The sequence below is a fragment of the Olleya sp. 1-3 genome (genome assembly GCF_002836085.1).
Classification (GTDB): Bacteria; Bacteroidota; Bacteroidia; order Flavobacteriales; family Flavobacteriaceae; genus Olleya; species Olleya namhaensis.
This window is the reverse complement of record NZ_PJBW01000005.1, coordinates 171,058-197,961: the sequence shown is the minus strand read 5'-3', so window position 1 is coordinate 197,961 and position 26,904 is coordinate 171,058. Positions and strand designations below refer to the sequence as shown.

The 26,904-nt window shown below is 32.6% G+C and carries 25 protein-coding genes; 17 read left to right on the top strand and 8 right to left on the bottom strand.

Going from position 1 to position 26,904, the window contains the following annotated elements; all coding sequences use genetic code 11:
- Positions 1-15 precede the first annotated feature (15 nt).
- Positions 16-2,238 (bottom strand): ATP-binding protein, encoded by a 2,223-nt coding sequence (locus CXF54_RS07280; protein ID WP_101203038.1) that lies wholly within the window; start codon positions 2,236-2,238, stop codon positions 16-18.
- 209 nt (positions 2,239-2,447) lie between these two features.
- Positions 2,448-4,364, bottom strand: coding sequence for a molecular chaperone HtpG (gene htpG / locus CXF54_RS07275; protein ID WP_101203037.1), 1,917 nt, complete (start codon positions 4,362-4,364; stop codon positions 2,448-2,450).
- 245 nt (positions 4,365-4,609) lie between these two features.
- On the opposite strand from htpG, the gene CXF54_RS07270 reads away from it, so the two are divergent.
- Complete coding sequence (locus CXF54_RS07270) at positions 4,610-5,620, top strand: 3-oxoacyl-ACP synthase III family protein (protein ID WP_090839150.1); 1,011 nt, start codon at positions 4,610-4,612, stop codon at positions 5,618-5,620.
- Positions 5,621-6,041: 421 nt separating this feature from the next.
- Here the strand turns inward: CXF54_RS07270 and CXF54_RS07265 are convergent, their stop codons facing one another.
- Positions 6,042-8,486 (bottom strand): outer membrane beta-barrel family protein, encoded by a 2,445-nt coding sequence (locus tag CXF54_RS07265; protein WP_101203036.1) that lies wholly within the window; start codon positions 8,484-8,486, stop codon positions 6,042-6,044.
- A 104-nt stretch (positions 8,487-8,590) separates the two neighbouring features.
- On the opposite strand from CXF54_RS07265, the gene CXF54_RS07260 reads away from it, so the two are divergent.
- Positions 8,591-8,953, top strand: a complete 363-nt coding sequence (locus tag CXF54_RS07260) for a CoA-binding protein (protein WP_101203035.1) — start codon at positions 8,591-8,593, stop codon at positions 8,951-8,953.
- Here CXF54_RS07260 and CXF54_RS07255 read toward each other — a convergent pair.
- Positions 8,937-10,424: a sodium:solute symporter gene (locus CXF54_RS07255; RefSeq protein WP_101203034.1), complete on the bottom strand. Its 1,488-nt coding sequence runs from the start codon at positions 10,422-10,424 to the stop codon at positions 8,937-8,939. The genes CXF54_RS07260 and CXF54_RS07255 overlap by 17 nt on opposite strands.
- A 203-nt stretch (positions 10,425-10,627) precedes the next feature.
- On the opposite strand from CXF54_RS07255, the gene recR reads away from it, so the two are divergent.
- The 3 genes from recR to CXF54_RS07240 all read left to right on the top strand — a co-directional run bounded on the left by recR (position 10,628) and on the right by CXF54_RS07240 (position 13,748).
- Positions 10,628-11,245: a recombination mediator RecR gene (gene recR, locus CXF54_RS07250; protein ID WP_090839503.1), complete on the top strand. Its 618-nt coding sequence runs from the start codon at positions 10,628-10,630 to the stop codon at positions 11,243-11,245.
- Positions 11,246-11,251: 6 nt separating this feature from the next.
- A complete protein-coding gene (locus CXF54_RS07245) occupies positions 11,252-12,349 on the top strand; it encodes a glycosyltransferase family 2 protein (RefSeq protein WP_101203033.1) in 1,098 nt (365 codons plus the stop codon).
- 94 nt (positions 12,350-12,443) lie between these two features.
- A complete protein-coding gene (locus tag CXF54_RS07240) occupies positions 12,444-13,748 on the top strand; it encodes a dihydrolipoamide acetyltransferase family protein (RefSeq protein WP_101203032.1) in 1,305 nt (434 codons plus the stop codon).
- Between the two features lie 132 nt (positions 13,749-13,880).
- Here CXF54_RS07240 and CXF54_RS07235 read toward each other — a convergent pair whose 3' ends face one another.
- On the bottom strand, positions 13,881-14,255 hold the full coding sequence (locus tag CXF54_RS07235) for a nuclear transport factor 2 family protein (protein WP_090839161.1): 375 nt from the start codon (positions 14,253-14,255) through the stop codon (positions 13,881-13,883).
- Positions 14,256-14,394: 139 nt separating this feature from the next.
- Positions 14,395-15,033 (bottom strand): glutaredoxin family protein, encoded by a 639-nt coding sequence (locus CXF54_RS07230; protein ID WP_101203031.1) that lies wholly within the window; start codon positions 15,031-15,033, stop codon positions 14,395-14,397.
- A 150-nt stretch (positions 15,034-15,183) separates the two neighbouring features.
- Here CXF54_RS07230 and CXF54_RS07225 point away from each other — a divergent pair, with 150 nt between their 5' ends.
- The 9 genes from CXF54_RS07225 (at position 15,184) to CXF54_RS07185 (ending at position 21,806) form a co-directional block, all read left to right on the top strand.
- Positions 15,184-15,957: a 3'-5' exonuclease gene (locus tag CXF54_RS07225; protein ID WP_101203030.1), complete on the top strand. Its 774-nt coding sequence runs from the start codon at positions 15,184-15,186 to the stop codon at positions 15,955-15,957.
- A 59-nt stretch (positions 15,958-16,016) separates the two neighbouring features.
- On the top strand, positions 16,017-16,628 hold the full coding sequence (locus CXF54_RS07220) for a fumarylacetoacetate hydrolase family protein (RefSeq protein ID WP_101203029.1): 612 nt from the start codon (positions 16,017-16,019) through the stop codon (positions 16,626-16,628).
- Complete coding sequence (locus CXF54_RS07215; RefSeq protein WP_090839168.1) at positions 16,629-16,970, top strand: Hpt domain-containing protein; 342 nt, start codon at positions 16,629-16,631, stop codon at positions 16,968-16,970.
- A complete protein-coding gene (locus tag CXF54_RS07210; protein ID WP_101203028.1) occupies positions 16,970-18,220 on the top strand; it encodes a competence/damage-inducible protein A in 1,251 nt (416 codons plus the stop codon). Before CXF54_RS07215 ends, CXF54_RS07210 begins: the two co-directional genes overlap by 1 nt.
- An 81-nt stretch (positions 18,221-18,301) precedes the next feature.
- Positions 18,302-18,538, top strand: coding sequence for a 50S ribosomal protein L28 (rpmB, locus tag CXF54_RS07205; protein WP_090839172.1), 237 nt, complete (start codon positions 18,302-18,304; stop codon positions 18,536-18,538).
- Between the two features lie 27 nt (positions 18,539-18,565).
- A complete protein-coding gene (gene rpmG, locus CXF54_RS07200; RefSeq protein WP_055435478.1) occupies positions 18,566-18,748 on the top strand; it encodes a 50S ribosomal protein L33 in 183 nt (60 codons plus the stop codon).
- Between the two features lie 37 nt (positions 18,749-18,785).
- Positions 18,786-18,938, top strand: coding sequence for a DUF4295 domain-containing protein (locus CXF54_RS07195; protein WP_090839173.1), 153 nt, complete (start codon positions 18,786-18,788; stop codon positions 18,936-18,938).
- 167 nt (positions 18,939-19,105) lie between these two features.
- A complete protein-coding gene (ftsY, locus tag CXF54_RS07190) occupies positions 19,106-20,080 on the top strand; it encodes a signal recognition particle-docking protein FtsY (RefSeq protein ID WP_101203027.1) in 975 nt (324 codons plus the stop codon).
- Positions 20,081-20,153: 73 nt separating this feature from the next.
- On the top strand, positions 20,154-21,806 hold the full coding sequence (locus CXF54_RS07185) for an amidase family protein (RefSeq protein ID WP_101203026.1): 1,653 nt from the start codon (positions 20,154-20,156) through the stop codon (positions 21,804-21,806).
- On the opposite strand, the gene CXF54_RS07180 is transcribed toward CXF54_RS07185, so the two are convergent.
- Positions 21,803-22,879, bottom strand: a complete 1,077-nt coding sequence (locus CXF54_RS07180) for a serine hydrolase domain-containing protein (RefSeq protein WP_101203025.1) — start codon at positions 22,877-22,879, stop codon at positions 21,803-21,805. The genes CXF54_RS07185 and CXF54_RS07180 overlap by 4 nt on opposite strands.
- A 94-nt stretch (positions 22,880-22,973) precedes the next feature.
- Here CXF54_RS07180 and rimO point away from each other — a divergent pair, with 94 nt between their 5' ends.
- The 3 genes from rimO (at position 22,974) to CXF54_RS07165 (ending at position 25,526) form a co-directional block, all read left to right on the top strand.
- Complete coding sequence (gene rimO, locus CXF54_RS07175; protein ID WP_101203024.1) at positions 22,974-24,278, top strand: 30S ribosomal protein S12 methylthiotransferase RimO; 1,305 nt, start codon at positions 22,974-22,976, stop codon at positions 24,276-24,278.
- Between the two features lie 129 nt (positions 24,279-24,407).
- The gene (locus CXF54_RS07170) at positions 24,408-24,890 is read left to right on the top strand and encodes a DUF4878 domain-containing protein (protein ID WP_101203023.1); all 483 of its coding nucleotides are present in this window, start codon (positions 24,408-24,410) and stop codon (positions 24,888-24,890) included.
- Complete coding sequence (locus tag CXF54_RS07165) at positions 24,891-25,526, top strand: YiiX/YebB-like N1pC/P60 family cysteine hydrolase (RefSeq protein WP_101203022.1); 636 nt, start codon at positions 24,891-24,893, stop codon at positions 25,524-25,526.
- Positions 25,527-25,537: 11 nt separating this feature from the next.
- Here CXF54_RS07165 and CXF54_RS07160 read toward each other — a convergent pair whose 3' ends face one another.
- Entirely contained in the window at positions 25,538-26,791 is a 1,254-nt protein-coding gene (locus CXF54_RS07160; protein WP_101203021.1) for a carboxypeptidase-like regulatory domain-containing protein, read from the bottom strand.
- Positions 26,792-26,904 lie beyond the last annotated feature (113 nt).

Below are 26,904 nucleotides of genomic sequence, written 5' to 3'. Positions count from 1 at the left end.
AACTTGATGTAGCGTTTAGTTGTAGTTTAAAACGTCCTCTTTAGCTATGGCTTGGTATAGTTTTTCAATCTCAATAGGTTTCCATAGGATGTCATTAAAAAGCTTAGCATGCTCTTTATTATTCTTGGTTGTCATTACATCCGCCGTAATGGCAAATATTGGCGTGTCTTTATTTAAGTTACTTTCGGTCCTGATTAATTTTGTTGCATCAATACCATTCATTTCTGGCATGTGTAAATCCATTAAAATAAAATCGTAAATTTTATTTTTAGCATATTCTACAGCTACTTTACCATTTACAGCGTGTTCTGTTTTAATACCCCATTTAGATAACACTTTGGTAATAAGTGTGGCATTCATTACCGTGTCTTCGGCTAATAGAATAAGTTTATTTTTTAGCTGATTAAAAATTGGTTTAGGTTTAGCTACCATCGGTGCTATGCGTTCTAATTGGATTGTAAAGTAAAACTCAGAGCCTTTTTGTTCTTTACTATTTACTTTGATAACGCTGTCATGCAATTTAACTAGTTCTTTGACTATGGCTAATCCAAGACCTGTACCGCCTTGCTTTTTAGTCATAATAGGTTTTATTTGAGAAAAACTATCAAATATTTCTATCAAGTCTTTTTTAGGAATACCTTCTCCTGTATCTTTTATCTTAATTAAAAGCGTGTCATGCGTTGCGCTTTTTTCTTTCAATTTAATCTTAAAGGTCACTTTACCTTTTTCTGTAAACTTAATAGCATTACCAATCAGGTTACTAAGTATTTGTGTTAGTTTGGTTTGGTCTATTAGATAGTTTGTGGTGTCCGGAACATTGTTTTTTAAAACTAATTTTAAGCCTTTAGACTGTGCTAAATTTAGATGTAGATTTAAAATGTTTTTACATAACGTATCAAAATTAGTGTTTTCTACTTCTAGGTTTGTTTTTTTAGAGTCTAGTTTAGAAAAGTCTAAGACGTTATTTACTATGCTTATAAGGTTGTTAGAGGCAAACTGTAGACTTTCTATTAGCTTTTTGTTTTCTCCAAAAACTTGGTCTTCAAGAATAGCTACAATGGTAGTCATGGCATGCAGCGGTGTTCTTATCTCATGACTCATTACAGATAAAAACTCTTGTTTTAGTTTTAATGCTTTTTGATCGTCCTCGTTTTTTTTCTCTATTATTTTTTGTTTCTCTTTTTGAAGTAATGCTTCATGTTCTAACACGTTAGTTTTGTTAATCAAGCTATAGTTATCCATAACTTGTTGCGTCTGCGTATTCATGATTAATTCTTTCTCTGTAAGGTACAGTTCAAGATATTTAAAAGCACTTTCAATTTGATTAGCCTTTTTGTAAATGATATATAGTTGATGATATCCTTTTATTTTGGTAATGGTAATGTTGTATTTAATAGACAGATTTAACCCGGTTAAAACCGCTTGTTCTGCTTTGTCTAATTGGTCTTGTTTTAAATATAGTTTCCCTAATTTATTGTAAGCCATACAAGCGCCCATAATTTCGATAACCTTATTGTAGGTTGTGATAGCTGTTAAAAAATCGTTTTCAGCTTTTTCAAAATCACCTAGAGCAAAATGTATTTTTCCGCGTCCATAAATAGCAAACCCATAACCTCTAGTGTCCCCAGATTCTTTTTTTAGTTTTATGGAATGCTCTATCATTTTTATGGCATAACTGGTCTTATTGTTTTTTAGTAATAAACCTGATAGATTATTATATACGTTAGATTCTAGATTTATGCAGTTTACTTTTCTGGCATTTTTTACAGCCTCTTTGTAAGATTTAAAAGCATTGGATTGATCTCCAATATACTCGTAAGCAGTACCAATAGCTTTACCAACTTTAGACTGGTTTTTAAAGTCACCATGTTTTTTATAAATACGAAAGGCTTCGATTAAACAAATTAAACCTTCGTGATAATTATCTGTTTTATAATGGACACTACCAATGGTGTATTTAGAGTCTGCAATACCTAATTGGTCATCTATAACTGTAAAGCAAGCCACTGCTTCTGTAGCGTGTTTGGTAGAGTTTGCGTAGTCGCTAATAATCATGTAATACAAACCAAGTTGGTTTAAACTATGTCCAATTAATTGTTGGTTATTAAGGTTTCGGCTTAAATGCAGAGCTTTTTTTGCTAAGACAATACTGTTGGGTAGGTCTAGGGATCGATTATTATAAGCATTATTTAGAAGCGTATTAATGGCTTCTGTTTGTGGTAGGCTTTGGTCAATCATTAAAAAAAAAGTACTTGGTTGGGTAGGTAAACTTAATCAAAAATTTTGATAGTTATAGTGTATAACAGATTATGATACTGTTATTTATATTGAATAAAAAAAGCCACCTAAATTAGGTGGCTTTTAATTTCCGCGAAAGCGGTAGTGTTATATTTAAAGCGGTTTGTTATTGATATGCTAATGGCATTACAAAAACAGCCTGCCTTATGTTACTTTAATAACTCGTAACTACGTTTGATAAAGTCTGATAATTCTTTTCCTTTTAAAAGACCTTGAGATAAACGTGCTAAGTCTAAACTTTGCGTTATTAAATGTGTTTGCTTGTCTTTAGCTTCTGTGCTTAAAATCTCGTTAACTAAGTCAGAGTTTGTATTAACCACAAGGTTGTACATTTCTGGCATGTTACCAAACATTTGCATTCCGCCGCCACCACCTGATGCTTGCATCTCTTTCATACGACGCATAAATTCTGGTTGTGTAATCATAAATGGCGTTGCGTTGCTATCCATAGCTTCTAATTGTACCATAAATTTATCAGACGGTATTACTTCTTTCAATAGCTCGTCTAACGCTTTTGTTTGCGTGTCGTCTAATTTAGAGATTGTAGTTTCGTCCTTAGCAATTAACTTATCAATAGCGTCTGCATCTACACGAGAAAAAGTAATGTTTTCTTTAGTAGATTCTAATTTTTGCATTAAATGCGAAATAATAGGACTATCTAACAATAACACATCATAACCTTTGTCTTTTGCAGCTTCAACATAACTGTGTTGTGCTTCTTGGTTACTTGTATAAAGGATAACTAACTTACCATCCTTATCTGTTTGTTTTGCTTTGATAGCGTTTAATAACTCTTCGTAAGTAAAGTATTTACCATCTACCGTTGGGTATAATGCAAATGCATCTGCTTTATCAAAAAATTTGTCTTCAGATAACATTCCGTATTCAATAACAATCTTGATGTCATTCCATTTTGCTTCAAACTCTTCACGATTGGTGTTAAATAACGACTTTAATTTGTCGGCTACTTTACGAGAAATGTAAGATGATATTTTTTTAACAGCACCATCTGCTTGTAAATAACTACGAGACACGTTTAATGGGATATCTGGACTGTCAATCACACCACGTAACATCGTTAAAAATTCTGGAACAATCCCTTCTACATTATCTGTAACGTACACTTGGTTTTGGTACAATTGGATTTTGTCCTTTTGCATTGCCATATCCTGTGTCATCTTAGGGAAATATAAAATACCTGTAAGATTAAATGGGTAGTCTACATTTAAATGAATATGGAATAATGGATCTTCGTGTTGTGCAGGGTATAACTCTCTGTAAAAGCTAGTGTAATCCTCATCCGTTAAATCTGCTGGTTGTTTAGTCCAAGCCGGAGTAGGATTGTTAATAATATTATCTACAGTAATTTTTTTCTGAGGCTCAGTCGTTTCTTTACCTTCAGCATCTTTTGTAGTTGCTGGTGTATGCTCAGGGTCGTTTACTTCTTTAGTTCCAAATTTAATTGGCACCGGCATAAACTTGTTATACTTATAAAGTAAGCTACTAATACGTGCTTCTTCTAAAAACTCAAGAGAGTCTTCTGCAATGTGTAAAATAATCTCAGTCCCTCTGTCTGTTTTATCTGCATCTTCTAAAGTAAACTCAGGAGAACCATCACATGTCCAATGTGCAGCTGTTGTACCTTCTTTATGAGATTTAGTAATAATTTCTACTTTCTCTGCAACCATAAAAGCTGAGTAAAAACCTAAACCAAAGTGTCCGATAATTCCAGAATCTTTTGCACTATCTTTATACTTATCTAAAAACTCTTCAGCTCCAGAAAATGCGACTTGATTGATATACTTTTCAACCTCGTCCGCAGTCATTCCTAAACCTTGATCGATAATATGAAGTTTTTTACCTTCTTTATCAATTTTAACCTCGATTACTGGGTTTCCGTATTCGGCTTTTGATTCGCCAATAGTCGTTAAATGCTTTAATTTTAATGTTGCATCTGTACCATTACTAATAAGCTCACGTAAAAATATTTCGTGATCACTATACAAGAACTTTTTAATTAATGGGAAAATGTTTTCTACTGAAACATTAATACTTCCTTTTGCCATGATATTATTTATTTTTTTAATTCCGCTTAAAGCGAAAACTTATATTAATTTCTTAATCTTTAACAGTCAACAAAAATGCCAATTGCTAAAATGTGACAAGATGACACTTGTAAATAACCGAAACTATTATGCATGCATAACGAATAAGAAATAATTGTGAAATCATTATTTTTGAAAGCATTAAATTGCGTTACTATTTTTTTTTAATGGAAAAAGGGAAGTAGACATAATAAAAATATAACTTAATGTACAATTCAAAAATTATTGGTTTAGGTAAATATGTACCTGACAACGTTGTCACAAATGCGGATTTATCCAAAATGATGGATACTAATGATGAGTGGATTACAGAACGTACTGGAATAAAAGAAAGACGTTGGGTAAAAGAAGGCTCTGGAGATACAACAGCAACAATGGGAGTGAAAGCTGCCAAACAAGCAATAGAACGTGCAGGTATAGATAAGGATGATATTGATTTTATCATTTTTGCAACTCTAAGTCCCGATATGTATTTTCCTGGTCCAGGGGTGCAAGTACAACATGCTTTAGATATTAAAACTGTAGGGGCGTTGGATGTGCGTAATCAATGTTCTGGTTTTGTATATGCTTTATCTGTTGCAGATAATTTTATAAAAACTGGTATGTATAAAAACATATTAGTTATTGGTAGTGAGTTACACTCTCAAGGGTTAGATAAGACTACAAGAGGACGTGGTGTGACTGTAATTTTTGGTGATGGAGCAGGAGCTGCAATATTAACAAGAGAAGAAGATAATAGTAAAGGGATTTTATCTACGCATTTACATAGTCAAGGAGAGCATGCTGAAGAGCTAGTTTTAGTGGCGCCAGGAATGGGTAAACGTTGGGTAAGTGATATACTTGCAGATAACGATCCGGATGACGTTAGTTACTTCCCGCATATGAATGGTCAATTTGTATTTAAAAATGCAGTAGTCCGTTTTAGTGAAGTAATTATGGAAGGGCTAGCTAAAAACAATATGGATAAAGAGGCTATTGATATGTTAATACCACATCAAGCTAATTTACGTATTGCACAGTTTATCCAGAAGAAATTTGGATTAAGTGATGATCAAGTATTTAATAACATTATGAAGTACGGTAACACAACAGCTGCTTCTATACCAATAGCATTAACTGAAGCTTGGGAACAAGGTAAGGTTAAAGAAGGGGATAATGTTGTATTAGCTGCGTTTGGTAGTGGATTTACTTGGGGTAGTGTTATTATTAAATGGTAACTAAATACCTGTGTGTTTAGTAACTCTTATCATATAATTGATAGTGTATTTAATACTATCAAGAAAAAAAAAGCCAGAAACAAAATTTTGTTTCTGGCTTTTTAACTAACTAACTACTTAAACTTAACTATATAAATCTTTTTCTTGTTTTTTGTTGTGAAGACTAATTCAAATAAAAATAATAAAACTGATTTACTGTCTTGTTATAGTTAAGACGCATAAAAGAGAAATTTATTACGCTGACTATTAGTATTTAACGTGGTTTTAACACGGAAGGGGTCGATAACAAAAAATGATGTTAAAAAAACAAAACCCCAAAACTGATCAGGCCTTGGGGTTTTTATCTAGCAACTAACTTAAACACTAACCATTAACTGTTTGTTAGCTACTAAATAACCTCTAGATGGTATTGTTTATACTATTACATAAATCCACCACCGGATTTAGTATCGTCGTCTCTTTGTTTTCTTGATTTAGCTCTGTATTTTCCGCCACCAAAACGGTACGATAAACGTCCGGAAATTTGTTGGCTTTCCCAGTTAAATCGACCTTGTTGTAAATAAGGAGTTTGGCCTTCAAACTGCGCGTACATGGTGTCAAAAATATCATTATAGCTTAAGCTAAAACTGGCTTTACCTTCTAAGAAGCTATAACGCATCCCTAGGTTTACCATTAACATATCTTCCATTTCAAATTGTATGTTTTTGTTTTTTCCGCTGTACATACCAAAAGCAGATAAACTTAAGGCTTTAGTGACTTTAAAATTATTAAAGGCTCTTACATTCCAAACGATATTGTCAACTTTAACTGTGTTTAAAACAATGTTTTGGTTGGTGTCAAAAGATTCGGCAACACTTTTTTGTGTTTGAGAAAATAAATCAAAACTACCATTAATACTCCACCATTTTGTAGGTCTATAGTTTGAAGATAATTCTATACCATAGGCAGAAGAGTTATCAAAATTTAAGTTTGTAAAAAATAGTCTGTTAACATCTGATCTGTCAATTAGGATGGCTTGTTGTATTTCGTCTTCAATAATTCTATAAAACACACCTGCGGTAATACTACCGTTTTCTAACTGTCTTGTGTAATTGGTTTCAATCGAGTTTGTAAACTGTGGACGTAATTCTTGATTCCCAAATTGAGAGATTAAAGGCGTGCTCCATTCTGGTAAAGGATTAACTTGTCCAATACCTGGACGATCCACACGTCTACTATAGTTTAATTGAAACGAATTTTTATCTGAAGGGGTGTACGTTAAAAACGCTGAAGGATATAGTTTAAAGTAATCATTATCAAATGGGATTGTCGTCTCATCGCTTGATGCTAAATCTTTTTTGAAAGCCTCAGAATCTACAGCAACAGTCTCTGCACGTAATCCAACTTGGTAGCTCCATTTATCTAATGTTTTACCATAAGTAGCGTAGGCAGAATAAATATCTCTTGTATAATCAAAAGTAGTGGTTGTTGGAATGTAAACTCCAGATTGGTTAGTTTCTCTTGCGTCAGATTGGTAAAAAATAGTAGTGTTAAACAAGCGGGCTTGTAAACCAAATTCTAATTTAGTAGTTTCTGATATAGGATTACTATAATCTAAATTTATTGTAGAGCTTGCTCTGTCTGTATCTGTGTTTTCTAAAAAGTTTGGACGTTGAGAGCTAAAAAAGTTGTTTCTAGAATCTGATAAACCATCATATGTATTGTGATCAACCTCTAACTCTAAACTATGTCCATCGTCATTAAAGTCGTGCTTGTAGTTAAAATTGTATTGTTCAGAATCGTTTCCGTTATCATTTCTAGTAAACTGAGATTCGTTTAAGGCAGCATTAGCTAAATAATTGATTTCAGAATCAACATTAACCCAACCATCAAATATATTTTGATTTGTAAATACAGAAATAGTATTTCTATCATCCAAATAATAATCTAAACCGACTTTAAATAAATGAGATTTGTTGTTATTTAGAATTTCAAATTTTTGCTGAATATCTTGTTCAACTCTATTAATCTCTCCAAAATTGAAGTTTTTGGTTACACTATTATTGTAAGAACCATATAAATTGAATTTTCCGTTACGGTAATTAGCATCAATCGAGCTATTAAATTTAGCTTCGATGTCATGCGATAGCCCAATATTTATATTTCCGTTAAATCCAATTTTTGTGTTTTTATGTAGTACAATATTAATAATCCCACTCATTCCTTCAGGATTATATTTAGCAGACGGATTAGTAATTAATTCGATGCTTTTAATAGAAGAAGATGGGATTTGTTTTAGTAATTGTTCCGCAGGAATGTTTGATAATTTACCATCTACCATAACTCTTACATTTTGGTTACCACGTAAACTAATAGAGCCTGTTTGTTGATCAACACTTACAGATGGTAAGTTGTTCATAATCTCGCTAGCAGTTGCTCCAGCAGTTTGTAAGTCTTTACCAATAGTAATTACTTTTCTATCTACTTTTTGCTGTATTGTTGAGGTTTCTGCAACAATAGTTACTTCGTCTAGGCTAGTTGCTGCCTCTTCTAAATTAATAGTTCCTAAGTCTATAACTTTATTATCTTTAGTAATAACAATGGTTTTAGTCTGTGGTAAAAAACCTAAATACTCAATAGTAATTAAATTAGTGCCTTCTGGGATTTGTGTCACTCTAAATTGTCCTTCGTCATTTGTAATACCACCAGTTATTAATTTATTGTTGGTGTCTTTTACAATGACGTTAACATAAGGTAAGGGTTGGTTAAGTGATACGTCTAATACATTACCAGTAACGGTTCCGATTTTGGGTAAAGCATTTGTTTTGTCTTGGGCCTGAATACTAAAGGTTAGCAATAGTAAGGCAATGGTGATTAGTTTTTTCATTGTTTGATTGATTATTTGATTGATGTATTTTACTTCTATTATAAAGACGCCTTAATTTGTAAACTGTTACTGTATATTTATATTATTTTTAAATTTTAACATTTATGAGCAAAAAAACGTTAGTCCTTGGGGCATCACTAAAATTAGATAGATATAGTAATATTGCAATACGCAAATTGGTTAAGTATGGCCATGAAACGGTTGCTTTCGGGATGAAAGCAGGAGATGTCGTTGGTGTTACTATTGATAAAGAATTACAACAGTATCAAGATTTAGATACTGTTACACTATATTTAAATCCAACACGACAAAAAGAGTATTACAATTATATTGTAGGGTTAGATCCAAAGCGCGTGATTTTTAATCCAGGTACAGAAAACCCTGAATTGTACGTGCTTTTAAAAGAAAATAATATTGACTTTGAAGTCGCTTGTACTTTAGTATTGTTGTCTACAAATCAGTATTAGGTTTCGCTTTCGCGGAAATTAAAAGCAATCCTATAAATGTTATTAAACCATTTAAAGGAAGAATTTCCCAATGGAAAGCATACTTCCCAATAAAGCTATCAGGAAAATTTGCAGGAAGCTCAGTAATAAAATAAGTGATTATTATAGACGCTAATCCTACAATCCAAGCAAAGTTGTCTTTAATAGAACGCTTAGTTAGTATTCCAAATGCAAACAAACCTAATAAAGGACCATAAGTAAAGGTGGCAAACTTAAATAGGTTACCGACAACGCTACCTTCTAGTTCATTAAAAATAACCACAACCACTATTAGTAATAAAGATACACCAATATGTACTTTTTTACGTAGTGGTTTTTGTTGTGCTAACGGTAATTTTTCAATATTTAAAAAATCAATAGAAAAAGATGTTGTTAAAGATGTTAATGCACTGTCAGCACTACTGTAAGCTGCAGCAATTAGTCCTATTAAAAAGGTGATTTGTAGCCCAAGACCCAATCCTTGGTTCATAGCTATTTCTGGGAATAATAGGTCTGTTCTTACTTTGCCATCTACAACAGGGATAGAAACCCCAAATTGTTCAGAATATATAAATAATAAAGCCCCTAAGGATAAAAATATTACATTAACAAATACTAATAAAATAGACATGCTAAACATGTTTTTCTTAGCATCGCTAGGATTTTTACAGGTTAAGTTTTTTTGCATCATATCTTGGTCCAAACCAGTCATAGCAATCGTTATAAATATACCTCCAATAAAGTATTTCCAGAAATAGATTTTACTGTTTACATCATCAAAAAAGAATAGCTGACTTTTAGCCTTAAAGCTGTCCTTGTTAAATATCTCGGTAACGGACCAATCTAATTTATTTACAATTAAAAATATAGCAACAATAACAGATGTTAGCATGGCTAAAGTCTGCAGTGTATCTGTCCATACAATGGTTTTAATACCGCCACGTTTAGTATATAACCATATTAACGCAATAGATATGACTACGGTTAACCAAAACGGAACACCCAAAGCTTCAAACACAATATATTGCATGGCTAAAGCTACTAAAAACAGTCTAAAAGCTGCTCCGGTAACTCTAGATAATAAAAAGAAAAACGCACCAGTCTTATAGCTAACCGTTCCAAATCGTTGCTCTAAGTATTGGTAAATAGAGGTGACGTTTAATTTATAATACAAAGGTAAAAGCACAAGAAGCACGACTAAATACCCAACAAAAAAACCAAAGACACCTTGCATATAGGCAAATTGTTGTCCCTCAATCAAACCAGGAACCGATATAAATGTCACACCAGAAAGTGAGGCACCAATCATTCCAAACGCAACAACATACCAAGGCGATTGCTTTTTTCCTTTAAAAAACACATCGTTAGAGTCGTCTTTTCCTGTAAAATATGAGATTAAAATTAGCACACCAAAGTAGGCTGCTATTAATAAAAGGATTTGTATCGAAGTCATAAAAATTGGATATAATGGCCAAAATACAAAATTAGTATTTAGATAAAAGTTATTTGACAATAAACAGAAAATTATAACCGATTTTAGTTAAAAATGTACTGAAGGTTATTTTGTTTTTTAAGTTAAAACATATAGATTTTATTAACATAATTAGACCTGAAATAAATGCTAAAAGTAATAGCAAAAGCATTAATTTTGCAGTTATGGAATTTTCTTCAAAACTTCTTGAAAACGCAGTTAACGAGATCTCGCAACTGCCAGGTATTGGTAAGCGTACAGCATTGCGTTTAGCGTTACATTTATTACGTCAGCCTAAAGCGCATACACATGGGTTAAGTCATGCTTTAAATACCATGGTTAACGATTTAAAGGTATGTAAATCTTGTAATAATATTAGTGATAACGAGCTGTGTGATATTTGCTCAAACCCATTGCGTAAAGCAGATGTTATTTGCGTGGTCGAAGATATTAGAGATGTAATGGCTATTGAAAATACAGCGTCTCATAAAGGACTATATCACGTTTTAGGCGGAAAAATATCGCCAATGGACGGTGTGGGACCTCACGATTTAAATATTGTTAGCCTAGTACAAAAAGTAAGAGAAGGTCAAATTAAAGAGCTTATTTTTGCATTAAGTCCAACGATGGAGGGTGATACAACAAACTTTTATATCTATAAACAAATTAAAGATTTTAGCATAGAAACATCAACTATTGCTAGAGGGATATCTGTTGGTGACGAGTTAGAATATGCTGACGAAATTACCTTAGGACGTAGTATCTTAAACCGAATTCCATTTGAATCTTCATTAAAGTTATAAGCATTAATGAAGCTATCCATAATTATATTAAATTATAACGTGCACTATTTTTTAGAGCTGTGTTTGCAAAGTGTATCAGCTGCAATTACAAATCTAGAAGCAGAGATTATTGTGGTAGATAATAACTCTTCAGATCAAAGTTGCGCTATGGTTAAGCAAAAGTTTCCTAATGTAAAACTGATTCAGAATAAGGAAAATTTAGGTTTTTCAAAAGGGAATAATATAGGTGTACAGCAAGCTAAAGGGCAATTTTTGTGTATTCTAAATCCCGATACAGTGGTTCCTGAAGATTGTTTTGAGCAGTTATTTGAGTTTTCAAAAATTAAAAACGATTTAGGATTGTTTGCTTGCAGATTAGTGGATGGTAGAGGTTGCTTTTTACCAGAAAGTAAGCGTCAAATTCCAACACCCAAAGTGGCAATAAAAAAGGTGTTTGGATTTGATAAATCGTATTATGTATCCAATTTAAAACCAAATACGTCAGGTATAGTGCCTGTTTTTGTAGGTGCTTTTATGATGTTAGAAAAACAAATTTACCAACAGGTTGGCGGATTTGACGAAGACTATTTTATGTACGGAGAGGATATTGATTTGTCTTATAAAATCGTAAAAGCTGGTTTTGATAACATGTATTATGGTCCGATAAAAGTCATTCATTTTAAAGGCGAAAGCACATTAAAAGATGCCAATTACGCCCAACGTTTTTATGGTGCGATGCAAATCTTTTATAAAAAGCATTTTAAACGTAATGTAGTATTTGATGCTGCAGTTTGGGTTGGTGTTAAAGTAGCTAAACATTTAAATAATAACGCTTTAGCGGAAATAAAGCCGGTTAGAAACTACACTTTAGTATCTGATAAAAACTATCCTGAGTTAGAAAATAAAATAGCGAAACCACTTAATAAAGTATCAGAATTATCAAAAACAGAAGCAGATACACAGGTTATCTTAGATGCTAACTATTTAAGTTTTAAAACAATTATTGAAACGATAATAAATTCTGAAAAAAATAAAAATATAAGCTTTAGAATTCTTCCAAAAAACTCTAATTTTATCCTCGGAAGCGATTCATCAAAAAGCAGAGGCGAAGTGCTTCACTTTTAAAACGTTGCAAAATGATGCATAATAAGTAGTAAAAACGCTTATTATTTATTAATTTTGCAATTCAACACATTAAAAAGACTAGTAAATTATTAATATGGCAAGATTTGAACTTAAGTTACCTAAGATGGGAGAAAGCGTTGCTGAAGCAACAATTACTTCATGGTTAAAAGAGGTTGGAGATACTATTGAATCGGATGAAGCAGTTTTAGAAATTGCAACAGACAAAGTAGATAGTGAAGTACCAAGTGAAGTTGATGGCGTTTTAGTTGAAAAACTATTTAACGTGGACGATGTAGTACAAGTTGGTCAAACCATAGCAATAATTGAAACTGACGGTGATGCTGGTACAACAACCGAAGCACCTAAGGCTGAAGCTAAACCTGAGGCAGCAGTTGCAGCACAGGAGGTATCTAAAACAATGGAAGCAGCTAAAGTTACTACAGAAGCGATTGCTTCTAGTGATGAGCGTTTTTATTCGCCTTTAGTAAAAAATATGGCTAAAGCAGAAGGTATCGCTCAAGCAGAGTTAGATACTATTGCTGGAACAGGTAAAGATGGTCGTGTTACTAAAAACGATATGATTACTTATCTAAAAGATAGAAGTGGTCAACCTGCAAAAGCAGTTGCAGCACCAAGCGCTCCAGCAGTTAAAGCAGCGCCAAAAGCAGCAGCGCCAATTGCTGTGTCTGAAGGAGATGAGATTATAGAATTAACTAGAATGGGAAAAATGATTTCTCATCACATGGTACAATCTGTTCAAACTAGTGCACATGTACAAAGTTTTATAGAAGCAGATGTTACTAATATTTGGAATTGGCGTAAAAAAGTTAAAGATGGTTTCGCAAAACGCGAAGGTCAAAACTTAACGTTTACACCAATATTTATGGAAGCTATTGCTAAGGCATTACGTGAGTTTCCAATGATGAATATCTCTTTACAGGGTGATACTATCATTAAAAAGAAAAACATTAACCTAGGTATGGCTGCAGCTTTACCAGATGGTAACTTAATTGTACCTGTTATTAAAAATGCGGATCAACTTAACTTAGTTGGTATGACTAAAGCGGTTAACGATTTAGCAGGACGTGCAAGAGATGGTAAGTTAACACCAGACGATGTACAAGGTGGTACATATACAGTAACTAACGTAGGGACGTTTGGAAGTATTATGGGGACACCAATTATTAATCAACCACAAGTTGGTATTCTTGCTTTAGGTGCAATACGTAAAGTACCTGCGGTAATCGAAACACCTGATGGCGATTTTATTGGTATCCGTTACAAAATGTATTTATCACATAGTTATGACCATCGTGTTGTAAACGGTGCGTTAGGTGGTCAGTTTGTAAAAGCAGTTAAGGATTACTTAGAAGCTTGGGACAAAAACAGAGAAATCTAAAACTTTTATTGATATTTAGAGCGTAGCGAAGCATATCAGATATTAGAAATAAATAGTATAATACTAAAAAAGCACAATCTTAAGATTGTGCTTTTTTTATGTGTTGTATTTAAATAATATATTCAGTAAGCATTAATACATGGTATTCTTGTTGGCAGATTGTTTTGGTATTTGCTGTATGGAATCCCAATGTTCTATAATTTTTGCGTCTTTATCAAATCTAAAAAAATCCATAGTAACATATTGATCGTTGTCTGGCCAAACCTGATGGGTATGTAAAGCTACTAAATCGTTTTCTGAAATTATACGGACAAATTCTATTGATTTTTTAGGATACTCTTTTTTCATACGTTCAAAGTATGCAATAAAACCTTCAATACCATTAGCTACCGCTGGATTGTGTTGGATGTATTCTTTACCAACATATAATTCTGTTGCCTGTCTAGGGTTTCCTTCATATGCCATTTTGTAAAACGCAACAGCATTTTGTTTCATCTTTTCGTTCATAAGATTAGGTTTTGATTGTTTTGTTTTCACTTTTAAAAATAAAGGATAGCAATAAATTTATCTAATTTTTTATGAATAATGTACCCATAATACACGTCTTTTATACTTTCAGGGGATTTGAACAGCCCATTTTTACTTATTAATTAAACCCGTCGCGTAACGCCTGAATAAAACTTTCTAGACTGTCAATGTCATTGTAAAGTTTGTCATCAATTTTCATGATCGGAATTTTATTGAAATCGCTTTTTGGCTTTATAGCTTTAAATTCTTTTATAATCTTATTGTAGTTGGTGGAGTCTTTGTCCAAGTTGTATTCAGTATAACTAATCTTATTTTTGGTTAAAATATGTTTTGCATCTGGACAGATGGTGCAATCATCTTGCGTGTACAAAATGACAGATTTATTGTTTATTTCTTTGTCTAATTTAAAGTCAATAATCTCAAAGTCTTTGTCTATTTCTAAAGCGTAAGATACTTCGTTGACCACTAGTATATAAGTGTATTTACCTTCTTTACCGTTTAGTTTTACCATGGTTAAAACACGAACGCGGCTGTTTCCTTTTATTGTTTGTAAAATAGGGCGTTCGCTACTGCGTCTAAAATCATTGGTGTCCACCTTTAAAAATATGTCGTAAGATATAGAGTCTGTGTTTTCTATATAAATCTCATAGCGCTTGCCTTTAATTTCTTCTTGCAATTTAACATGCTTATGTTCGTTTTGTCCAAAAGCAGTTAGCGATAGTAAAGTAATAAATAGTAGTGTAAGGTTTCTTATCATTTTTTAAAAGTATTACAAAGTAAAAGTAACAGATTAGAATTATATTTGCATAAACCGTACCGAAAATTGTTTGTATTAAGTAAAATGCAGGTCATACTGCTTTTATTGTCTTTAATATGTTCAATTTTTGATGTAAACCAAAAAATAAATATGTCTTTAAACTTAACCAAGCCCATCTGTTTTTTCGATTTAGAAACGACTGGAATCAATATAACATCAGACAGAGTCGTAGAGATTTCTATATTAAAAGTGTTTCCAAACGGAAATAAAGAAAGTAAAACATGGCTAGTTAATCCAGAAATGCCAATTCCGGCTTTAGTATCAGCAATACACGGTGTTACTGATGAGAGAGTTGCAAACGAACCTACATTTAAACAATTAGCACCAGAAATTAGTGCAATGATTAAGGATGCTGATTTAGCAGGCTTTAATTCTAACCGGTTTGATATTCCGCTTTTAGCAGAAGAAATGTTACGTGCAGATATGGAATTTGATATGAAAGGACGTGTTGCGGTAGATGTGCAAACTATTTTTCATAAAATGGAGCAACGTACCTTGGGTGCAGCTTATAAGTTTTATTGTGATAAAAGTTTAGAAAATGCACATACTGCAGAAGCAGATACTTTAGCGACTTACGAGGTTTTAAAGGCGCAAGTAGAACGTTATGACGAGTTGGAGAATGATACTAAGTTTTTAGCTGAGTTTAGTTCTAGACGTAAATTTGCTGATTTTGCAGGTTTTTTAAGTTACAATAAAGATGATCAAGAGGTGTTTGCTTTTGGAAAACATAAAGGAAAACTGGTAACAGATGTTTTAGATAAAGAACCTGGGTATTTTGGATGGTTACTAAATGCGGATTTTCCATTATACACTAAAAAAGTATTGACAGCAATTAAGTTAAGAGCCTTAAATAATAAGTTTTAATTTTATTTAATAGTTTTAATCCGAGACAAACTGGCACTGTCTCTAATACATAACAGCATATGAAATTAATTTGCATTGGTCGCAATTATACAGACCATATTAAAGAATTAGAAAACGAAAAACCTACAGATCCAGTAGTGTTTATAAAATCTGATAATGCAATACTTTTAAAAAAGCAACCCTTTTTTATTCCAGATTTTTCAGATGATGTGCATTATGAAGTTGAGGTTTTAGTAAAAATCATTAAGCTTGGAAAACACATAGATAAAAAATTTGCACATAAATACTACGATCAAGTAGGGTTGGGGATAGACTTTACAGCACGTGATGTGCAAAAGCAATTAAAAGATAAAGGGCTACCTTGGGAAAAGGCAAAATCTTTTGATGGAGCAGCAGTAATAGGTAAGTGGATTGATAAGACAGAATTTTCTGACGTAGATAGTCTTAATTTTAGATTAGAAAAAAATTCTGAGGTCGTTCAAAGTGCAAATACCAACTTAATGTTGTGGAAAATCGACGAATTAATAGAATATGTATCAAAATATTTTACTTTAAAGATAGGAGATATTATATTTACGGGAACACCGGCAGGCGTTGGTAAGGTAATTGCTAATGATAAACTAAAAGGTTTTCTTGAGGATAGAGAGTTATTCTCAATAAATGTGAAATAAATGGAAAAACATTACAAACTACATAGGCTTAAAGAGTTAGCAGATAACGATCAAGAATTTTTATTTGCTTTAGCTTCTACTTTTATAGAAGAAGTGCCAGCGGATGCAGAAATATTAAAGGTAGCAGTAGAAAATGAAAATTATCTATTAACCTATCAGACGGCTCATAAAATGAAACCAACAGTAGACATGTTCGAGTTGGGAATATTAGACGACTTAATCGTAGTACAAGATTGGGGTAAGCTAGAGCAAAAGGATAAAAATATTACTGCACAATTAAATAGTGTTTTGGCTGCAATTGATAGAGCAACTAAAGAGATTATTCAAGATTTTAAACTGTAATGCAAGCAGAAATAATTACTATTGGAGATGAGATACTGATAGGTCAAATAGTAGACACAAACTCTGCTTTTATAGGTAAAGCGCTAAACTCCATTGGTGTTTCAGTATATCAAATTACATCCATACAAGATGATAAAGCACATCTGTTAAAAGCATTTGCTGAAGCAGAAAAAAATGCGGATATTATTATAATTACTGGAGGTTTAGGACCTACAAAGGATGATATTACAAAGCACACGTTAGCCGAATATTTTAATGATACTCTAATTCAAGACGACGCTGTTTTAAAACATGTAGAGCAGCTGTTTAAAAAGTATATCAATCAGCCTATCTCGGATGTAAATAAAAAACAAGCCTTAGTCCCTTCAAAAGCAAAAGTACTAACCAATAGGTTTGGAACAGCGCCCGGAATGTGGATTGAAAAAGGTGACAAAACGTTTATATCATTACCAGGAGTGCCCTACGAGATGAAATCTTTAATCGAGTTGGAGGTGCTACCTAAATTAGCCGAAAAATACAAACGCCCTTTTATACTACACAAAACACTTTTAACCTATGGTTTAGGTGAAAGTGTAGTTGCGGAGCGTATAGAGGCTATTGAAGATGGTTTGCCAAAACATATTAAACTAGCGTATTTACCTGCTTTAGGAAGCGTTAGATTGCGTTTGTCAGGTATTGGAGAGGATGAAGCTAAGTTAGAACAAGAGATCCAGATCGAAATAGATAAAATACTGCCATTAATACAAGATATTTTTGTCGGTTATCAAGATAATACCGAAGGCTTAGAATTAATTATTTCTAAACAATTAATACAAAAAGGACAAACTTTGGCATTAGCAGAAAGTTGTACGGGTGGAAAATTGGCGGAACAATTTACATCACATTCTGGAGCATCTGCATTTTTTAAAGGTGCAATTGTCAGTTATGCTACGCAGACTAAAATTGACGTTTTGGACGTGCCTGAGGATTTAATAAATCGCTTTTCGGTGGTTAGTTCTGAGGTTGCGAAAGCTATGGCGACCAATGTTAGAAAAAAAATGAATTCGGATTTTGCAATTGCCACAACAGGTAATGCAGGACCAACAAAAGGAGATAGTGATGCAGAGGTAGGAACCGTTTTTATAGCTATAGCTACAAAAAACGGAGTTGAAGCTCATGAATTTACGATGGGAAATCATCGTGAACGCGTCATAAATAAAACAGTAAATAAGGCTTTAGAGTTGCTTCAAAAAGAAATTTTTAAAAATTAATTATTTAGCTCTTGTAAAATAGTAAATAATTAGTATCTTTGCACCTCGATTTTTAATAACATATTTTAAAGTTATAAAGTAATGTCAAGAGTTTGTGAACTTACAGGAAAGAAGGCAATGGTTGGAAACAACGTGTCTCACGCAAAGAATAGAACTAAGCGTACATTTGATGCTAATTTGATTAAAAAACGTTTTTATATTCCTGAAGAAGATAAGTGGGTAACTTTAAAAATATCTACATCAGCGTTAAAAACTATTAATAAAATCGGTATCTCTGCTACATTAAAAAGAGCAAGAGCTAACGGATTTGTAAAATAATTGCCCAAAAGGTAAAGTATAATAATTATGGCAAAGAGAGGTAATAGAGTACAAGTAATATTAGAGTGCACAGAGCACAAGGAGTCTGGACAGCCAGGAACGTCTCGTTATATTACAACGAAGAACAAAAAGAACACTCCAGATAGAATGGAAATTAAGAAATTCAATCCTATCTTGAAGAAAATGACCGTTCATAAAGAAATTAAATAATATTCTTTTTAATAAGAATACTAAAACCATATAAGTCATGGCAAAGAAAACCGTAGCATCTTTACAGACATCGTCTAAAAGATTATCAAAAGCAATTAAAATGGTAAAGTCTCCTAAAACTGGAGCTTACATGTTTGTTGAATCAATCATGTCACCAGAATTTGTTAGCGATTTTATGAAAGACAAATAGTCTTCATAAATTTATAATATACAAAAGCTACTTTCTATTAGGAAGTAGCTTTTTTGTTTTTAAAATATTGCGTTACTTTACAGTGTAAAACTATGACAATGTAGCAGTCATTTAATTTAGGCTTTATAATTGTATTACGTCAACCAATAAAAACCAATAAAAAACAAATGAGTTTTTTTAAAAAAATATTTTCTTCAGAGAAAAAGGAAACCTTAGATAAAGGTTTAGAAAAATCAAGTACTAGCTTTTTAGGAAAGCTAAGTAAAGCAGTTGCTGGAAAGTCAAAAGTTGATGATGCTGTTTTAGATAATCTTGAAGAAGTTTTAGTATCAAGTGATGTTGGTGTAAACACAACATTAAAAATTATTGAGCGTATTGAAGTTAGAGTATCTAAAGATAAATATTTAGGAACTGACGAACTTAACAGAATTTTACGTGAAGAGATTGCTGGCTTATTGTCAGAAATTGACGCTGGAGAAGATACAGAATATAAAATACCAGTTTTACCAAAGCAAGCAGACGGTAGTAAAACACCTTATGTTTTAATGGTGGTTGGTGTTAATGGTGTTGGTAAAACAACAACAATAGGTAAATTAGCATATCAATTTAAAAAACAAGGTTTAAGTGTTGTTCTTGGTGCTGCAGATACGTTTAGAGCAGCTGCAATAGACCAATTACAAGTATGGGCAGACCGTGTGGATGTGCCAATGGTTAGACAAGATATGGGATCAGATCCTGCATCTGTTGCTTTTGATGCGTTGGAATCTGGTGTTACTCAAAATGCAGATGTTATTATTATTGATACTGCTGGACGTTTACACAATAAGATTAATTTAATGAACGAGTTAACAAAAGTTAAACGTGTCATGCAAAAAGTGATTGGAGACGCGCCTCACGATGTTTTATTAGTTTTAGATGGTAGTACGGGTCAAAATGCTTTTGAACAGGCTAAACAATTTACAGTAGCTACAGAGGTAACTAGTTTGGCAGTAACAAAGTTAGACGGTACGGCAAAAGGTGGTGTTGTTATTGGTATTAGTGACCAATTTCAAATTCCTGTTAAATATATTGGTGTTGGAGAAGGTATTGAAGACTTACAAGTGTTTAATAAATTTGAGTTTGTAGATTCTTTCTTTAAATAAAATCATCCAACTTTTTTATAATTGAAAGGAGAGCGTTATGCTCTCCTTTTTGTATTTTTAATAAAAAAATAATATGAAATTTTTAAAAGCCCTCTTTTTATTATTAGTCATAGTTGGTTGTAAAGATGCTGGAACGTCTAAAGTAGAAAAAACAGATAATAGTGATACAATTGATCTCTCTGCAAAAGAATTTAGAGAATTTAAAGTTTTGGATTCTAAATATTTGACCAATATTCAGATTTGGGAAGCGTTAAATAAAGGTTTAGAAGATTTTACTGAAGCAAAGTATAATGCTTTAAAACCGTTAGTTTTAGAAAAAGATATTCCTACACTACAAGGCTATATTTTAGACGGAAATCTAACTTATGAAAGTTTAACCAAATTTTATTTATTCAGAATTAGAAAATATGATAGAGAAAATAACTTGTCTCTAAATGCTGTTATAGCTATTAATCCAAATAGTATAAAAGAGGCTAAATTAAGGGACGAGGCTTTACGTAATAGGGCTGTTGTTGCTGAGGATTTAAAATATTCGGTATACGGAATGCCTATTCTTCTTAAAGATAATATTAATACTTCAGAAATGGCTACTACAGCGGGCGCAGTGGCACTTCAAAACAATAATACAAAGGATGCTTTTATAGTTTCTAAACTTAAAGCACAAGGCGCCTTAATTTTAGGTAAAGCAAATTTAAGCGAATGGGCTTATTTTTTCTGTGGGGATTGTCCAAGTGGTTATAGCGCAATAGGAGGTCAAACGTTAAATCCTTACGGTCGTAAAACTATTGATACAGGAGGTTCTAGTTCTGGAAGTGCAGTGGCAGTGGCAGCTAATTTTTGTGTAGCTGCAATTGGTAGTGAAACGTCAGGCTCTATACTATCTCCTTCTAGCCAGAATTCGGTTGTTGGTTTAAAGCCAAAAATAGGATTAGTTAGTCGTGCTGGTATTATTCCAATTTCATCTACATTAGATACTGCTGGTCCAATTGCTAAAAACGTTATGGATGCATCTATTGTTTTGGATGCTATTTATGGTTATGATGCACAAGATTCAAAATCGTTTAAATCAAACAATCAAAAGGGGGGGGCTGTTAATTATACAAAATTTAAATTCGCATCACTACGAGGGAAGACATTTGGAGCTTTCAAAGGTTTGCTTGAAGATTCATTATACGTTAAAGCAATAGCTGATTTAAAATCACAAGGCGCAACGATTATAGAGTTTGAACCTAAAGATTACCAACTGCCAGATTTTTTAAGACTACTTAATTTAGATATGAAAAAAGACCTGCCAGAATATTTTTCTAAATATGGAGATCCTTCATTAGATTTAAAATCTGTGGAGGATGTTATGGCATTCAATTTAAAAGATTCAATAAATAGTATGCCTTATGGTCAAAGTTTATTTGAAGGTATAGTAGCAGATAAAGCTACAAACGAAGAATTTTTAGAAATTAAAAAACAGCTAAAAATTAATGGATCGCTGTATTTTTATTTTGCCAAAAAACAACACAACTTAGATGCTTTTTTATCTATCAATAATTATCATGTTGGATTTGCTGCTGTAGCAGAAATTCCTGCAATTACAATCCCTATGGGATATACAACAACCGGAGAACCAAAAGGATTAACAATAATAGGCGATTCTGAAAAAGAAATATTGGAATATGCATATTTGTATGAGCAAGCTTCAAAAAAGAGAGTCGCACCACTAAAATACGACTAATCTATAACGTTATTTATCTGCTCCCAAAGTAAATTATCATAGTTTGATAGCGCAAAATTAGCATCATTTGCTGCGTTTCCCATTCTAATTATAACTAGGTCTTTACTAGGTGCGATGTATATTTTTTGGTCATTTTTACCTAATGCACAATACATGTCACTAGGTGCGTTTGGTATTAATGTTCCGGAAAAAACGACTTGAGTTTGTGGTAAATTAAAACTGTCCTTACCATTCAGCCACCATAAGTAACCGTAAGCTGGATTGATGTTTTGAGACGTATTTGTGGCTTCATTTAAAAATGATTCAGATAATATTGTAGTGTCATTCCAATGTCCGTTAGCGTATATTAATAATCCAAATCGCGCCATACTTCGACTAGTGCTCCAATATATGTTTAAATCCTCGTTATTAATCCATGTACCAGTCATACCAATGGGGTCTTTTAAGTTTTCATTAAAATAAGTATTCCAAGTTTGATTGTTAGCTTGGGCTACAACATCCTGTAGTTTTAGATAAACATTGTGGTAGGCCCATCGTGTACCAGAGTCTGCCAAGTACTGTAAATTAGTTGTGGTAATAGCGTGGCCTAATGTGTCATCTAAACCAGAATCCATGGATAAAAGGTTTTTATTGGTTATTAGATTTTCTTGTTCTTGGGTAGTACTAGTCCATCCTAAACCTAGATAATCAGATACCCTTTGGTTAATATCAAGTAAACCTTGGTCTTGTGCGATGCCAGTAACGGTAGCTGTTAATGTTTTTCCTGCGCTTGCCCAATACCATGGACTGCTTGCTGTGTGACCATTAAAATACTGCTCGTAAGCTATTTTTCCTTTGTGTAAGATTATAAAAGACTTCGTATTGGTTTCGTTTAAAAAGATAGTTAATTCGTCAAGACTTTCGCTATTCCAGTTTAGTTCATTCGAAGAAACGGTATCCCAGTTATTTGAATTTATTGGAGGGAAATAAATAGTATCAATAGAAGGGGTTTCAATAGACACGCTTTCATTTTCCGAAGAACAACCTATAATACTCAGGACAAATACAGTAATAAGTAAAGTACGTGGTTTCATGGTGTTAGTTTTCTATTTGACTAATATAAATCATAATGGTTTAATATCTGATATATTAAAATTAGATAGTATCTTTGCAGTCCAAAAATGAGGTATGAGAACAAAGTCACTTAAAAAGAACAAAATCAACGTAATAACTTTAGGTTGTAGTAAAAACGTTTACGATAGCGAAGTCCTAATGGGACAATTAAAAGCTAACGGTAAAGAGGTTGTGCATGAAGAAGAAGGTAATGTAGTAGTTATAAATACTTGCGGTTTTATTAATAATGCCAAAGAGGAAAGTGTAAATACTATTTTAGAGTATATGCAGAAAAAGGAAGATGGAGAGGTTGATAAAGTTTTTGTAACAGGTTGTTTAAGTGAAAGATATAAGCCAGAATTACAGAAGGATATTCCTAATGTAGATCAGTATTTTGGTACTACAGAATTACCAGGATTACTTAAGGCTTTAGGTGCAGATTATAAACATGAGCTAATTGGTGAGCGTTTAACAACAACACCAAAAAACTATGCCTATTTAAAAATTGCTGAAGGTTGTGATAGACCTTGTAGTTTTTGTGCTATTCCTTTAATGAGAGGTAAACACAAATCGACACCAATTGAAAACTTGGTTATCGAAGCTGAAAAATTAGCAGCTAATGGTGTTAAAGAACTAATCTTAATTGCTCAAGATTTAACATATTACGGTTTAGATATTTATAAGAAAAGAAATCTTGCTGAATTACTTGAAAACTTAGTAAAAGTTGAAGGTATAGAATGGATAAGATTGCATTATGCTTTTCCAACGGGTTTCCCAATGGATGTATTGGACTTAATGAAGCGTGAGCCTAAGATTTGTAATTATTTAGATATTCCATTACAACATATTAGTGACGATTTACTAAAAAGTATGCGTCGTGGAACTACTAAAGAAAAGACGACTAAACTAATACACCAGTTTAGAGCTATAGTTCCAGAAATGACTATTAGAACAACATTAATTGTTGGGTATCCAGGCGAAACTGAAGCACATTTCCAAGAGTTAAAACAATGGGTAAAAGAAATGCGTTTTGAACGTTTAGGGTGTTTTACGTATTCTCATGAAGAAAACACACATGCTTACAATTTAGAGGATGACGTACCACAAGACGTTAAGCAAGATAGAGCTAACCAAATTATGGAAATTCAATCTCAGATTTCTTGGGAGTTAAATCAAGAAAAAATAGGAGATACCTTTAAAGTGGTTATAGACCGTAAAGAAGGTACATATTTTGTTGGTCGTACAGAGTTTGATAGTCCTGATGTAGATAATGAAGTGTTAATAGACGCTACTGAAACGTATTTAAAAACGGGAGAGTATTACAACATTAAAATCACAGAAGCTGAAGATTTTGATCTTTACGGTGAATTGGTGAAGTAATAGTTTTATTGAATATTATTAGTTATAAAGTAACTAGTAATGAGCAACTAAGAAGCGGGTTTAAGCTAGTAGCCATTTGGTTATTAATGGTAATACGCTATATTTACATAAACAAAAATCAATCAAATAATGAAAACACAAATTTTTAAAACGTTTCTAGTATCCTGCTTTTTTATGTTAACAGCTTGCGGCGGTGGAGGACCAGAGGGTGCAACAATTAACTTTTTGGAAGCAATGTATTCAGGAGATTTTGAAACAGCTAAAAAATATGCAACTACAGATACAAAATCGATGTTAACCATGTTAGAGTCGTTTGGAGCTAAAGATCAGTTTGCAGATAAAATGAGCGAAGCAGATATTGATTTTGAAGTTGTAGAGACTAAAATTGATGGTGATAAGGCTGTGTGTACTGTAAAAATGACAAGTAGTCAAGAAGACAGTGACCAAGATATACCAATGAATCTTGTAAAAGAGGATGGTAAATGGTTAGTTAGCATGGATAAAGAATCTATGAATAAAGAAGGTATGGGGCAACAGAACAAAGAAACGGGTAACCCTGATATGGATTCTGATGATGATGACATGTTTGAAGATAATGAAGCTGCTGAGTAAATGATAAAAACAGCTATTAAAATTATACTAGTTATTAGTGTTGTTTTATTGGCATATAAATTTTTAAAAGACGATTCAAACAGACCGTATGAATCGTCTTTTTTGTATAAATTAAATGCTAACGAAAAATCAAAACTCCAAAGTGGAGACATTATTTTGCGTCGTGGTTATGGCTTAGTCAGCACGATGATATTAAAAATGATGAATGAAGATTATGATGTGACACACCTTGGTATGGTGGTTAGACAAAATGATACTTTAAAGATTGCACATGCTTTATCTAGCAGTGTGTCTAATCAAGATGGTTTAAGATTGCAGGCAATAGATTCTTTTGTGCATAACTCTCATAATCGCACAATATTAGTCACACGTTTAAAAAATATAGATTCAGTAAAACAAGAAAAAATTGTAAATCAAATAGGGTATTACTACAAAAAGCAATTACCCTTTGATCATAGTTTTAATTATAAAGATAGCACAGAGCATTATTGTTCCGAGTTAATTTGGCGTATTTACGAGCATAATCTAAAGATTTTAAAAGTGTCAGATACACTTACCGATGTACAAAAGTATAATACGCTTAAAACATTTTACGACCCTAATTATTTTGATATCATTATTAATCATCAAGAATAATTAAGTGTAGTTTACCCTCTTTTTAATTGTTTGTCAATTTTATTAATGGCATTTTCAATAGACTTTTCTGGTTCAATAATATTATACTCTCCCCAAAAATTGGGATCAGAAAATCCCGATGCTTGATTTTGTAAAATAGAATTTGGTCTAAGTTTTTTACTTTGTTTTAAAGACAGCTTTGTGTCATCCATATTCCAGTCTGTAATTGCCATTTCGCTTTGTAGGGTGTATTTACTATTAAACCAGCGGTTGTCCCAATTAATTTTAAAGGTCAATAATATGTTACTATATCCAAAGTACCATTTGCCATCTTTTGTTCTGTAATTTACACGATAGGAAGCTTCAGTAGGATAAACGGTAGCTGTCTTTGGTTTTTTTCTAACAAAAAGTTTAGACGCTGCTTCACGATTCTCCACATTTAAATTATAAACAGCACTAGTCAGGGCGTAAGTCGTGGCGTCAATATATAGTTTACCATTGTACATTGGGCTAGTAATGTTCTTTTTCTGCTCAAAATGGATTACATATACCAATCTATTATCAATCTGTGTGTTTTGTCCAAATTTAAAGTTATAATTAACCATGGTATTGTCGTTAAATATATAGGCAGGGTATTTTATCACATCTGTATATAAACTACTAAAAGGGCCTCCTTGTAATTTTAAAGCGATAGTATCAAGTCTAGCATAATCTGTGCTTTTTCTGGCTTTTATTAATGTTATTTCATCATTTTTTTTAGAGTTATAAGCGACTTTATTTATAGATACTACAGCTTCGGATAATGATGCGTTTCTGTTTCGTTTTTTTATGGTTTCACGATAAAAACCAGTCATGTTTACATTCTCCGTAAAATAATTATCCCCTTTTAAATCAAAAGTTTTCTTTACTAAAGCTTCGGCATCTGTAGGCCTAACTAAATCTATTTGGGCGAGTACTGTTGGTGCTTGTGACAAGTAAAACTTGGTGTTATCTTTAAAATCAGATAAAGAAAATTCTAATTTTTGATAACCTAAATATGAAATTGTTACCGTATTTTGAGCTAGATTATCGGGTACTTTAATGCTAAATTCTCCTGCGTTATTAGTAATGGTACTAATGTTAGAGTTGGCTATGGTTAAATCTGCTAATGCAAGGGGTTTATTAGTGTTTTTATCCAAGACTTCACCTTTATATTCTTGCAGGTTTTGTGCAAAACTAAGCACGCAACTGATTAGTATTAGAAAAGTAATAATTGGCTTAAGACTTATATTCGTTAAATATTTCATATTAGAAAGCAATTAGGAGTTAACCCTTATAATTTAATCAAAAACTATCATTTTTCAGTAAGGTTTTATGTTAATTTTAAGACAAACTAAACCCTAAACTGCCTTATCTTTAC